Source organism: Roseibium denhamense (assembly GCF_009711415.1).
Classification (GTDB): Bacteria; Pseudomonadota; Alphaproteobacteria; order Rhizobiales; family Stappiaceae; genus Roseibium; species Roseibium denhamense.
On record NZ_SMLZ01000095.1, the window covers coordinates 41,016 to 53,404 of the forward strand.

A 12,389-nucleotide genomic window follows, 5' to 3' on the forward strand; every position below is an offset into this window, starting at 1 on the left:
GGCACTGAGAGGCCGCGTGCATGTTCCTGCGAAAGTGTACGCATTATTTATGGCAAAAATCGGTGAAGAATGCTGTCACACAGATGATACACATTCGATCAAAATCACAGCTGATGATTAATGTAGAGAATATTAAGTATTTGAAAAATATATAAAAAAATCAAATCGAATCCTCCCCGGTGCGCCATATTTTCCAATAATTTAGCATAATTTCGCTTGGGTGAAAATAGTGCTGTGTAAGCACTGTGTAAGCAGAAATCGCCTGTTCGCGAGTGCCGTTTTGGATTTCTCCCTTTCCTGTTTCAAAAAATAAATGGCCCGTCAGGGCTGCCACAAGCCGTCTTTGGATCGGAATTTCAATACCATCCCGGCGGCATTTATGCCGTCAACGCTTGTAACCAGCCGTCATCCGCGCCCCATGCCTCGGTCAAACATAATGATGAACATGAAGATGACACGGTTTCAAAAACACCGCGTGTCTTTGAGCCCTGCGGTCGCGAATGAACCCGTAGGACAACAAAGGCTCTGAAAGGACCCGCTGCAGTCCGCTCTTTCATCGTGCGAGCCAGCCGCCGTCTACGGGTAGAACTGCGCCGTGGATGAAGTTTGCATGGTCGCTGGCAAGGAATGTGACGGGACTTGCAATGTCCATTGGTGTGCCCCAGCGTCCCGCCGGAACACGGGCCAACAGGTCTGCGGTGCGTTTTTCATCTGCCTGCAGGGCGGCTGTATTGTCCGTGGCGATATAGCCTGGAGCCACCGCGTTTACATTGACACCTTTCGAGGCCCACTCGTTAGCGAATGATCGCGTCAACTGCGCAAGCGCACCCTTCGCAGCCGCATATCCCGGCACCAGAATGCCGCCTTGAAACGACAGCACCGAGGCAATGTTGATGATCTTGCCGGACCCGCGTTCAACCATCTTGCCACCAAAGTCACGGCTGAGCAGGAAAGCGGCATCCAGATTGACCGCCATCACCGCATCCCAGTCCTCAAGGGCGTGAGAGGCCGCTTCCGTCCGCCGGATGATGCCGGCATTGTTGACCAGGATGTCGATCTGCACCTGATCACGCGCCAGGCGTTCGACCAAGTCGGAAATCTGTTCCCGTGATGCCAGGTCGCAATTGATCGGCGTGAAGCGAACACCGGCTTTTTTTATCTCTTCCCTCAAGTCCGCCGAGCCTGTCTCGATGGACGTGCCGATCCCAACGACATCGGCTCCCGCTTCAGCCAGACCTTTTGCAATCGCCGCGCCAATGCCCCGGCTGGCGCCGGTCACCAAAGCGGTCTTGCCGGACAGGTCAATGGTCGACGCCATGGCCGGGTGTTCTCCTCTTTAGCCAATCAGCAAACGGCGCGGATCTGCCAGCAAATCGGCATAGTGCTTCAAGAAGCGGGCGGCATCCGCCCCGTTGATCACCCGGTGATCGTAGCTCAGGTCCAGCGGCACCATCGGTACCGGCACAAAGGCCTCATCCTCCCAGACCGGCACGGTCTCGGTCCGGGTGATACCGAGGATCGCGACTTCGGGCGGGTTGACGATCGGGGTAAAAGCCGTCCCCCCGATGCCACCGAGATTGGAAATCGACATCGACGCGCCGCCCATTTCGTCCGGGCGGATCTTCCGGGCCTGCGCGCGCGCCGCCAGATCTGCGATGTCGCTGGCAATCTGCCACAGACCCTTGCGGTCGGCATCGCGCACCACGGGCACCATCAGGCCCGCCGGGGTGTCGACGGCAATCCCGACATGGACGTAAGTCTTCATGTGCAGGGTCTGGCCGTCGGCGCTGAGCGAGGCGTTGAATTTCGGGAACGCCTTCAGGCAGGCCGACAGGGCCTTCACATGGAAGGCGAGCGTTGTCAGCTTGATGCCCCGGTCCAGCGCCTCTTCTTTCAGCTTCGCCCGGAAGGCTTCGACTTTACGGATGTCGGCCCGGTCATGGTGCGTGACCTGGGGAATATGAGCATTGGCCGCGGACAGGTTATCCGCCGCAACCTGCGCCATACGGCTCACCGGTTCGTCGCTGACCGGCCCATGGGCCGTGTGGTCCACGTCCCAATACCGGGTGCTGGCCGGTTGGGCCATTGCACCTGGACTTGAGGCGCCGGTCAGGTGCTGATCCACGTCTTCCTTGGCCAGCGTCTCGCGGCCGGTTGCGGCAGCGACTGCATCAAGATCAACCCCCTTGCGGCCGGCATAAGACCGGACGGAGGGCGATGCGATGTAATTCATGCCGCCCTCCTTACCAACTTGCCGAGATGTACTGGGTTTCCATGAATTCCAGCATGCCTTCATGTCCGCCTTCGCGGCCGAGACCGGACTGCTTGGTGCCGCCGAACGGGGCTGCAGGATCTGAGACCAGACCGCGGTTCAGCCCAACCATGCCGTAGTCGAGCTTCTCGCAGACCTGCAGGCCGCGTTTCATGTCTTCCGTAAAGACATAGGCGACCAGACCGTACTCGGTGTCATTGGCACGGCGGATGACGTCTTCGGTGTCGGAAAAGGTCTGCAAGGCGGCGACCGGGCCGAAAATCTCGTCATGGACGCAATCGGCCGTCTCCGGCACATCGGTCATGACGGTTGGCGGATAAAAGAAGCCCTTGCCGTCCGGGACCGTCCCACCGAGAGTGATCTTGGCGCCCTTGCCGACCGCGTCCTGAACGAACTCGGCGACTTTCTGCTGGGTATCGCGGTTGACCAGCGGGCCCACATCCACGTCCAGCTCCAATCCGTTGCCGAGTTTCAGTTTCGCCATCGCTGCGGTGAATTTCTCTGCAAAGGCGTCAGCCACGCTTTCATGGATATAGAACCGGTTGGCGGCGGTGCAGGCCTCGCCAAGGTTCCGCATCTTGGCGAGCATCGCGCCTTCCACCGCAGTATCGAGATCTGCATCGTCAAAGACGATGAGCGGGGCATTGCCACCTAGCTCCATCGCCGGTTTCAAGACCTGGTCGGCGGCGGAATGCAGCAGTTTCCGGCCCACACCAGTGGACCCGGTGAAAGAGACGACGCGCACGCGCGGATCATGCAGAAGATGGTCGACCAGCTTGCCGGAGTGCTTTGTCGGCAGCACGTTCACGAGGCCCTTGGGAACACCGGCTTCTTCCAGAAGCGGCATCAGGGCCAGCATCGTCAGCGGTGTTTCGCCGGCCGGCTTGATAATCACCGGGCAGCCTGCGGCCAGAGCGGGCGCGATTTTCCGGGTGCCCATTGCCGCCGGATAATTCCAGGGCGTGACCAGCACGGCGATGCCGGCCGGTTTGTGCTGTACCATGATCCGCGCACCGGACGAGGGCGCGTGGGTGATCAGGCCATCGGCACGCACGGCTTCCTCGGCAAACCAGCGGAAGAACTCGGCCGCATAGGTTGCCTCGCCGCGGGCGTCATTGCCGGCCTTGCCGTTTTCCAACGTGATCAACTTGGCGAACTCGTCGAGCCTTGCCGTCATCAGCTCCCACGCCTTGCGCAGCACCTCGGAGCGCTGGCGCGGCGTGCGCGCGGCCCAGTCGGCAAAGGCGTCCTCGGCAGCATTGAGAGCGGCATCGGCATCCGCCAATTCGGCGGAAGCGACGCTCGCCAGCACTTCCTCTGTGGCCGGATTGATGACGTCGAACCGGTCACCGGAGGCGCCGGGCCGCCATTTTCCGCCAATGTAGAGATCGGTGTAGTCTTGAACGGCATAGTCCATGGGGAGCGCCTTTCGTTCCTTAAAGTAACTGACGGAGGGGATCGCCGATCCGCTCCGCAAATTCTGTGGTGAGAGCAAGCGCTGCCTCGGCGGACAGGGCTTCGCCGGGACACTCGCAAGTGATGGTCAGCGCATTGTCCGCGCCGGACACGGTCAAGACCGGGACGGTTTCGGCACCGAGCTGGATCGATGTAAGCGGAGAGCCAACGAGATCCCGCACAATGAGCAACGGTTCTGTGTCGCTATCCGAAGGCTGTGCGTGCCCAAATCCTGCCAAATCCGGGTCCTGGTAGGAGCGGACCAGCCCCCGCACCGCGGTTTGAACGCTGATGGCATCGCTTTGACCCGTGGCCCGCAGGGCGGACGCGGCGAAGCCTGCGAGGACTGTCTCCTGCCGGACTTTCTGGCCGAGTTCGCGTGACAGCCAGCCGGTAAATTCGGCAAGAGCCGTGCCGGTCACCTCGGCGACGATCCGGCGGCTAACGGCCTGCGTGGCGGCTGCGGGCGCGGTTTCGGCAGGCAAGGTTTTCAGCGTTTCCAGATCGGCAACATGAAATGGCTGCGTGACGCCTGCGAGGGCAAGACGTTCAAGATCAAGGCCCTGTTCTTTGGCCAGCCGTTTTGCCTTCGGCGAGGCAAGGATTTTGCCGCCGGATGCAATAGGCGGCGCTGCCTTTTCAGGGGGCGCCGGATTTGGTGCGGGCGCAGGCGCGTCGGGTGTTGGAGCACTTTTTGCCGAGGCTGGAGACGCTGCGGGCTCTAGTGTGCCTGATTTCGCGGAGCGGGTGACCGGCGCATCGGGTTTCTCAGAAGAAATGACCGCAATCACATCCCCGACGGGCACGTTTTCGCCAGCCTCGGCGAGAATGGCAGCCACATAGCCGTCAAACCCGGCGGGCACTTCCATCGCACTCTTGTCGGTTTCGACCTCCAAAAGCACATCATCGGCAGCAACAGCATCCCCCGCAGCCTTGGCCCAGGAGATGATCTGGCCGGTATCCTGCGCCATGCCGAGCGCCGGCATGATTACCTGCTTGCCGTCAATGTCGGCGCTGTCTCGTGCCGGAGATCCGGCGGCCACGCCGTTGCCGGAGGGTTCAGACGGCGGAGGCGCGGATGAATTGCTACCGTTTCCTTTCGGGTTTTCCGAAATCAGCGCAATGGTTTGCCCCACCGGCACATCGCTGCCCGGCTCGGCGCTGACATCGGTCAGATATCCGGCCGCCTGGGCCTCGACCTCCATCGAGGCCTTGTCAGTTTCCACTTCAAACAGCACATCGCCCTCGGCAACCTCGTCCCCCGGCTTTTTATGCCAGGCGAGCAGCAGGCCGGTATCTTGTGCCATCCCAAGTGCGGGCATGATCACGTCATGCGGCATGGAGCAGCTCCCCGCGGCAAATCTTGCGTGCATTGTCCGCAACGCCCGCCGCAGTGGGCACGGTCAGGTCCTCCAGCGCCGGCGAGAACGGCACAGGCACATCCATGGCCCCCATGCGGATAACCGGCGCATCCAGGTGATAGAACGCTTTTGCGCTGATCCGAGCGGCGATTTCCGCCGTCACGCCGTAGCTCTGGTGGCCTTCATCGATGACGATCGCCCGCGATGTCTTGCGCACCGAGTTCAGGATCGTTTCTTCATCCAGCGGAACGATGGTGCGCGGGTCGATGATTTCAGCGCTGATCCCGTCCTTGGCCAGCGCATCAGCTGCTTCCTCGGCCACCTGCACCATGGAGGACGTTGCCACCAGAGTAATGTCGCGGCCTTCGCGCTTCACATTCGCCTGGCCAAAGGGGATCAGGTACTCCTCTTCCGGAACAAGAGCCTTGTCCTGATACATCAGCTTGTCTTCGAAAATCACGACCGGATTGTCATCCCGGATCGCCGTCTTCAAAAGCCCCTTCGCCTCATAGGCCGAGGAGGGCATGGCGACCTTCAGCCCCGGAATATGGGCAACGATGGCCTGGAGCGACTGGCTGTGCTGGGCTGCGGATCGCCGGGTCGCGCCCATGTTGGTGCGCAGGACCAGCGGAACCTTAAGCTTTCCGCCGGACATGTAATGGGTCTTGGCCGCCTGATTGCAGAGCTGGTCCATGACGAGATAGATGAAGTCGCCAAACATCAGGTCGACGATGGGCCGGGATCCGGTCATCGCCGCCCCGACGGCCATGCCCATAAAGCCCGGCTCCGAAATCGGCGTGTCGATCACCCGGCCGGTGCCGAATTCCTCCACCAATCCCGACAGAACCTTGAACGGGGTTCCGGCCTCGGCAACATCTTCGCCGATCAGAAAAACCGTCGGGTCGCGGCGCATTTCCTCGGCAATCGCCTCGTTGACAGCCTTTGAAAAAGTAACTTCACGGGTCATCCGCGGGCTCCTCCCAGATAGTCAAGCGCGTGGTCGACACCGGCAAACACGTGCATGTCGACCTCGGATGTGTCCGGATAGGGCGCGTTGAGGGCATACTCGACGGCCGCTTCGGCCTCGGCCTTGATCTCGTTGTTGATGGCGACCAACTCGTCGGCGGACAGGATGTTCTGATCTTCCAGCCACTTGCCAAAGTTGGTGATCGGGTCGCGGACGTTTTTCCACTCCGCTTCCTCGTCCTTGGAACGGTAGTAGTCACGGTTGATGTCGCCGACATGGTGACCGTGATAGCGGTAGGTCTTGAGTTCCATGAAGAACGGACCCTCCCCATTCCGGCAGCGCTCGACAAGCTGGTTGGTCAGCTCGTTAACGGCCAGAACGTCCTGGCCGTCGACCTCGAAAGCTTCTATCCCGAAAGCTTCCGCGCGGGCGGTGAGAGACCCGGCGGCGATCTCTTCCGTTTTCGTGTACTCGCTGTAGCCATTGTTCTCGCAGGCATAGATGACCGGGAGTTTCCAGAGCGCGGCCATGTTCATGACCTCATACCAAAGCCCTTGAGCGGTCGCGCCGTCACCGAAGAAACACACGGTCACGAAGTCCTTGCCAAGCTGCTTGGCCGACAATGCTGCGCCCGTGGCAATGCCCATCGAGCCACCAACGATGGCGTTGGCGCCGAGATTGCCGTGGGACTGGTCGGCAATGTGCATGGAGCCGCCCTTGCCCCTGCAATAGCCTTCCTCCTTGCCCAAAAGCTCGCAGAACATGGCCTTGAACTCGGCGCCCTTGGCGACGCAATGGCCATGCCCCCGGTGGGTCGAGGTGATGCGGTCTTCGTCCGTCAGCGCCTCGCAGATCCCGACGGCGACGGCCTCCTGACCGGAATACATGTGGGTCAGGCCGGGCATCTTGGCGGACAGGTAAAGCTGGTTCGCATTGTCTTCAAATGCCCGGATCCGGACCATTTGCTTGTACATGCGAAGATAGTCTTCGGTGTTGTGCGTGCGCGTGTCGGACACGGGCTTGTCTCCTCCCATTGTGCCGCCCGCCTTGAAAGCGGACGGCTTGCCGCGATTTTGCGGTCAGTAGCGGTTGGCGATCGGCAGGTCTTCGGCCGGGAAAAGCGAGATCACCTCGCACCCGGTTTCGGTCACCACGACCTCTTCCTCGATCCGCGCGGCGGAATAGCCATCTGTCGCCGGGCAATAGGTTTCGAGCGCGAACACCATGCCGGTCTTGATTTCCATCGGATGTTCCAGCGACACCGCACGGGAAATGATCGGCCGTTCGTGCAAGGCCAGTCCGAGCCCGTGACCGAATTGCAGGCCGAAAGCGGCATCCTCATTCGGAAAGCCGAGACTTTCTGCGGTCGGCCAGACCTCGGCGACCTTGTCGGTGGTCACGCCCGGCTTGATCATGGCGATGGAGGCGTCGATCCAATCGCGCGCTTTCACATAAGCGTCGTTCTGCGCCGGCGTCGCGCGGCCCACATTGAACGTGCGGTAATAGCAGGTCCGGTAGCCCTGATAGGACTGCAGGATGTCGAAGAAGCACTGATCTCCGGGACGGATCAGCCTGTCGGTGAAATTATGCGGATGAGGATTGCAGCGCTCTCCGGAGATCGCATTGATCGCCTCGACATCGTCCGAGCCCATCTCGTAAAGCAGCTTGTTGGACAGGGCGACGATGTCATTCTCGCGCACGCCCGGTTTCAGCTCCTCATAAATCATGTGGTAGACGCCATCCACCATGGACGCGGCCTGTGTCAGAAGCTGAATTTCGTCCCAGTTCTTTATCTCGCGTGCGGCCAGCATGATCTGTTGACCATCCACGACCTTGATGCCCTCCTCTTGCAGGGCATGGAACATGGCGGTCTCGGCGTAATCGACCCCCACCGGCATGTCGGCCATGCCCGCATCCTTGATCAATTGGGCGATCATTTTGGCGTATTTGCGCATCAGGCCAAACTCGGGCGGAATGGTGCCACGCATGCCGACGACGCCGGCCAGACAGTGATCGGGCTCCAGCCAGTCGGAATAGCGCTGGTGATGGACCGCGGCCGACCCGAAATCCCAGACATAGGGACTGTCATCGCCGGTCAGCAGGCAAAAGCGGCACATCTTGTCCCGTTCCCACTCGCCGATCTTGGTGGCCGAAACGTAGCGGATGTTGTTGACGTCAAACAGCAACAGCGAGCCTGCAGGTGAATTCTGCAGGGACTGCCGCGTGCGCGCCAGCCGGTAGCGGCGCAGGCGGTCATGGTCGACACGGCGCTCAAAGTCGACGGAGGTGTGTCCCCAGGCAGGGAGGCGGTCACGCCATTCCCAATTGGGTTCCAGGTCTTGCGGCGTGAGCATGTTGGGCATCAGGGCGCGGGTCATAAAAGGCTCCTGTCGGGTGCGAACAGGCGCACCCGCATTAAGGTGAAAATCTTTATCGGCGCGGGCTTACTTGGTCACCCAGCCGCCATCGATGGAGATCATCTGACCGGTCATGTAATCGCTGTCGTCACTGGCCAGGAAAGACGCCGTTCCGGTAATGTCGTCGGGATAGGACACGCGCTTGATGACCAGATTGCTTTCCACGATGTCCTCGTAGGCTTGGCCTTCGCGCTCCTTAAAACCGATTTCGACGAGGTCCTTGTCCAGTTGTTCCCAGAGCGGGGTCACCACAACACCTGGCGCGTAGCCGTTCACGGTGATGTTGTGTTCCGCTAGGCCAAGTGCGCCGCATTCGGTCAATGCCAGACAGCCGTATTTCGAGGTGCAATAGACGGTGACGTCCACCAGCGGCTTGCGGCTGGCGATACTTCCGACATTGATCAGCTTGTAGGGGTGATCCGGCATGGGTCCCTGGGCGATCATCTGGCGGGCCGTTTCCTGCATGCCGAGCCACATCGCCTTGGTGTTTACGTTCATGATCATGTCCCAGTTGTCTTCATCGATATCCATGAAGAACCGGGGTTTGTTGAGGCCGGCGTTGAACAGACCCACATTGATCGAGCCGAAAGCGTCGACCGTCGCGGCAACGGCGGCGGCGTTGTCGGCACGTTTGGTGACGTCCATTTTCACCGCAATCGCCTTGCCGTTTCCTGCCGCGTTGATGGCATTTGCCACCTCACCCGCGGTGTCTCCATCGAGATCTCCGACGCAGACATTGGCGCCCTGCGCGGCGAATGCCTTCGCGTTGGCTTCTCCCATGCCGCGCGCGGCGCCGGTGATCAGGATGTTTTTTCCCTTCAGACGATTGGGGTCCATGAATTCCTCCCGTTAAAGTTTTCCCGCTTCCCTCAAAACTTGATCGGCGCGGTCTTGTGCTGCCTGTAAGGCTGTTTTTGGAGACTGAACGCCGCGCAGCATGTCGTGGCATTCCTCCCCGCAAATCTGGATAATCTGGCTTATTTCGGGGATTGGCGGGCGTGGCCAGAACTGCAGTTCGTCGCGCCAGGACATGGCGTCGACCGCCTCAAAGATGGGTGACAGGCGGCGCACTTCCGGGTCGGCCCCGACCGAATACCGCGGGTTCGTGCGGCTGCCGTGCTCGACATACAGCTTTTGAGCTTCCGGCGAGGTGAAGACGATGAGCGCCTCCACTGCTGCCTCCAGCCGCTCTGGTGGAATATTCGCCGGAATGCCAAGCAGGTATCCGCCGACAGGTGCGACCGGATTGGCGCGCGGCCCGGCCGGATGTGGCAAATACCCGACATTGCCGAAGGCGGCACAGGACGGATTTTGCTCGAAATAGGGGGCCAGAAGTGTGTAGCCATAGGCCATGGCGACCTTGCCGTTGGCGAAGGGGCGCACGCGCTCATACCAGGACATCGAAAGGATATCCGGCGGCGAATACTGCAGCAGGGCCATGAGATATTCTGCCGCTTCCAGGCCGCGCGGCGTGTCAATCATTGGCCGGTAGTCACCCTCGGCCAGTTTCGAGGCGTCAAAGCCTCCGGCCTGTTTGGGCAGGTCCAGCACGGGCTGGCCAAAATCCGCACATGTCATGATGAAGGTGTGGCCGAGGGCCGTGCCCCTGGCGGCATTCCAGGCGATGCCATAGCGCCCTTGCGACGGCTGATGCAGTTCTTCGGCCGCTCTCAGCAGCTTTGCGATCGTATGCGGTGGCTCAAGACCTGCCTCCGCGAATAGGTCCTTGCGGTAAAACAGCAGTTCTGGGGTCGTTTGGGAGGGCACGCCATAGGACCGGTCGCCCCAATGTGCGCTTTGCCATCCGGCGGTATGAAAATCGCTTGGGTTGAGCCGTTCGGTATCCAGAATGTCGTCAAGCGGCAAGAGATACCCGCTTTCGGCGAATTCCCCGACCCAAGGCAGGTCGATGGCAATCAGATCATACCGGCTTGCAGGGCGCTGCGCGTTTTTCACGGCCTCTTCGTGAAGACGGTCAATGGAAAAAGCCCGCTGCTGAATCGGACAGCCGATTACCTGCTCGAATTGACGCTTCAAGCCATGCATGACCATGAAGGTCGGATCCCCGTGGACCAAGACCTTGAGCCCACCGGTGAGTTTAAGCGGTTCTAGCAAGACTTGAGGTGGCTGTATCGTTTGCGCAGCCAAATAGGATCCGCCGAAATAATAGTCTTGGGTTTCGGAGCGGGGCTCTATTGAGCCGAAGCTTTGGCCCGCTAGCCGCCGCACTCGATTGCTGAACTGCGTCCAGGCCTCCAGCATCTCGGCACTCGGATGGAGGGAGAAGCTCTTTCCACTGGCGGTTCGGGGACGTTGTTCGATCAATCCTGCGTCGACCATTTCTTTCATTCGCCGTGTTGCCGTCGCATAGGGAACGCCCGATGCGCCGATAAGCGACGTCGGTGTCACTGCCTTTGCTTCCAGATGGCGTTTGACGAGATAGGCGGACATTTTTACATATGGATTGGGCGCGGTGACCTCGAGCAAGCCGTCAAGTTCATCCTCGAAATTCTGCAAAAAACTGAGAACCTGCAGAATTTCAGTCTTAGCTTGGGGCGTAAGGGTTTGCCGCTCCGTAACCAGTTCTCCATGATGGTGATTCATCGGATTGCTCCAGGATGTTGCGGATCCAGAACCACGGCCAAAATTCTCCAAATCGGATTTTTTTTGGATCGACATTGATCTTCCCTACAAGCTTCGGTGAGAGCTTAGCGTGGCAAAACGGAATAAATATCCAAAATGGATAATGAGGTGATCATATTGGATAATTTTTGGGGCGCGACGCAAGGGAAGGGCGGGCACGTTTATTGAAATGCCACCGCTGCACCGGCGGCGCGGCTCTGGAGGAGAGTTGCAACGGCACTAAAAACTGCACCCAAGGGAGGAATAATGGGTATGACAAAGTCTCTTCGCGCACTTCTGATCGCATCAACGGCCGCCACAGGTATGGCATTTGCCGGAGCTGCATCAGCCGAAACAATGAAGATCGGCATCACGCAGAATAACGTCGGCGTCGACAGCTACCAAACGACTTATGAAAAAGCCTTTATCGAGGCCGCCGATGCGAATGCGGACGTCGAAACCGTAGTGCTTGACGCTGGCGGCGACGTCGCCCGGCAGATCGCCCAGATGGAAGACCTCATCCAACAGGAAGTCGATGCGATCATCATCTGGCCGACCAACGGCGAGGCAGTCATCCCGGCCGTCCGTAAGGCGCACAAGGCCGGGATCCCGGTCATTGTGACCAACTCAAATATCGCCGAGCAGGGATTTGACTTCGTGAAGTCGTTCTCCGGCCCGGACAACATTACGCAGGGCAAACGCTCCGCTGAAATCATGTGCGACAAGTTTAAGGAAATGGGCATCGAGAACGAAGCGCAGGTCGTGCACATAACGGGTCAGCCCGGCTACACCACCGCGATTGAGCGCGCCAAGGGCTTTGACGATCGCCTGCCGGAAGTATGCCCGAACGTGACCCAGATCGACAAGCAGCCGGGTGACTGGAACCGTGAAAAATCGCAAAAAGTCATGGAAGCGTTCCTCGTAAAGTACGACGACATTGATGGGGTCTACTCCGGCGATGACAACATGGGTGTGGGTGCGCTGAATGCTGCGAAGGCCGCTGGCCGTGAGGGCATTATCTTTGTCGGCGCCACAAACTTCGCGGTTGGCTATGAAGCCATGGAGCGCGGCGAATATTGGGGCTCGATCTATCAGTCGCCGGTCGACGATGCCAAGGCGGCGCTCAAAACAGCTGTTGATGTGTTGAATGGCGAGGAAATTCCTTTCCTGAACTACTTTGACACGCCGAAGATCACCCAGGACAACATGGCCGAGTTTGACAAGCCGGTCTTCTAAGATCCCGATACCTCTCACAGGGCGCGGCACCCCCGCGCCCTGTTTTTCATAAAAACAAA

The 12,389-nt window shown here is 59.7% G+C and carries 10 protein-coding genes; 1 reads left to right on the forward strand and 9 read right to left on the reverse strand.

All coding sequences use genetic code 11. The features are described 5' to 3' along the window. Positions 1-553: 553 nt before the first annotated feature. The 9 genes from E1180_RS05395 to E1180_RS05435 form a co-directional block, all read right to left on the reverse strand. Entirely contained in the window at positions 554-1,318 is a 765-nt protein-coding gene (locus E1180_RS05395) for an SDR family oxidoreductase (protein ID WP_155190121.1), read from the reverse strand. Positions 1,319-1,336: 18 nt separating this feature from the next. Continuing rightward, entirely contained in the window at positions 1,337-2,233 is an 897-nt protein-coding gene (locus E1180_RS05400) for a 2-oxo acid dehydrogenase subunit E2 (RefSeq protein ID WP_208996950.1), read from the reverse strand. 10 nt (positions 2,234-2,243) lie between these two features. After that, positions 2,244-3,689 carry an NAD-dependent succinate-semialdehyde dehydrogenase gene (locus tag E1180_RS05405; RefSeq protein ID WP_155190125.1) on the reverse strand — a complete coding sequence of 482 codons (1,446 nt, stop codon included), beginning with the start codon at positions 3,687-3,689 and terminating at the stop codon, positions 2,244-2,246. A 19-nt stretch (positions 3,690-3,708) separates the two neighbouring features. Then, complete coding sequence (locus E1180_RS05410) at positions 3,709-5,067, reverse strand: biotin/lipoyl-containing protein (protein WP_155190127.1); 1,359 nt, start codon at positions 5,065-5,067, stop codon at positions 3,709-3,711. After that, entirely contained in the window at positions 5,057-6,055 is a 999-nt protein-coding gene (locus E1180_RS05415) for an alpha-ketoacid dehydrogenase subunit beta (protein WP_155190129.1), read from the reverse strand. The genes E1180_RS05410 and E1180_RS05415 overlap by 11 nt, the downstream gene beginning before the upstream one ends. After that, positions 6,052-7,071 carry a thiamine pyrophosphate-dependent dehydrogenase E1 component subunit alpha gene (locus tag E1180_RS05420; protein ID WP_283404501.1) on the reverse strand — a complete coding sequence of 340 codons (1,020 nt, stop codon included), beginning with the start codon at positions 7,069-7,071 and terminating at the stop codon, positions 6,052-6,054. The genes E1180_RS05415 and E1180_RS05420 overlap by 4 nt, the downstream gene beginning before the upstream one ends. 63 nt (positions 7,072-7,134) lie before the next feature. Continuing rightward, positions 7,135-8,433: a M24 family metallopeptidase gene (locus E1180_RS05425; RefSeq protein WP_155190133.1), complete on the reverse strand. Its 1,299-nt coding sequence runs from the start codon at positions 8,431-8,433 to the stop codon at positions 7,135-7,137. Between the two features lie 66 nt (positions 8,434-8,499). Continuing rightward, on the reverse strand, positions 8,500-9,309 hold the full coding sequence (locus tag E1180_RS05430; RefSeq protein ID WP_155190134.1) for an SDR family NAD(P)-dependent oxidoreductase: 810 nt from the start codon (positions 9,307-9,309) through the stop codon (positions 8,500-8,502). A gap of 12 nt (positions 9,310-9,321) precedes the next feature. After that, positions 9,322-11,076, reverse strand: a complete 1,755-nt coding sequence (locus E1180_RS05435) for an extracellular solute-binding protein (protein WP_155190136.1) — start codon at positions 11,074-11,076, stop codon at positions 9,322-9,324. Between the two features lie 291 nt (positions 11,077-11,367). Here E1180_RS05435 and E1180_RS05440 point away from each other — a divergent pair, with 291 nt between their 5' ends. Then, positions 11,368-12,330, forward strand: a complete 963-nt coding sequence (locus E1180_RS05440) for a sugar ABC transporter substrate-binding protein (RefSeq protein WP_155190138.1) — start codon at positions 11,368-11,370, stop codon at positions 12,328-12,330. Positions 12,331-12,389: the final 59 nt, after the last annotated feature.

Excerpts from the sequence above, each read along its gene's own strand:
- E1180_RS05425 (WP_155190133.1), bottom strand. The coding sequence starts at position 8,433 with ATGACCCGCGCCCTGATGCCCAACATGCTCACGCCGCAAGACCTGGAA.
- E1180_RS05405 (WP_155190125.1), bottom strand. The coding sequence starts at position 3,689 with ATGGACTATGCCGTTCAAGACTACACCGATCTCTACATTGGCGGAAAA.
- E1180_RS05435 (WP_155190136.1), bottom strand. The coding sequence starts at position 11,076 with ATGAATCACCATCATGGAGAACTGGTTACGGAGCGGCAAACCCTTACG.
- E1180_RS05430 (WP_155190134.1), bottom strand. The coding sequence starts at position 9,309 with ATGGACCCCAATCGTCTGAAGGGAAAAAACATCCTGATCACCGGCGCC.
- E1180_RS05440 (WP_155190138.1), top strand. The coding sequence starts at position 11,368 with ATGACAAAGTCTCTTCGCGCACTTCTGATCGCATCAACGGCCGCCACA.
- E1180_RS05415 (WP_155190129.1), bottom strand. The coding sequence starts at position 6,055 with ATGACCCGTGAAGTTACTTTTTCAAAGGCTGTCAACGAGGCGATTGCC.
- E1180_RS05395 (WP_155190121.1), bottom strand. The coding sequence starts at position 1,318 with ATGGCGTCGACCATTGACCTGTCCGGCAAGACCGCTTTGGTGACCGGC.
- E1180_RS05400 (WP_208996950.1), bottom strand. The coding sequence starts at position 2,233 with ATGAATTACATCGCATCGCCCTCCGTCCGGTCTTATGCCGGCCGCAAG.
- E1180_RS05410 (WP_155190127.1), bottom strand. The coding sequence starts at position 5,067 with ATGCCGCATGACGTGATCATGCCCGCACTTGGGATGGCACAAGATACC.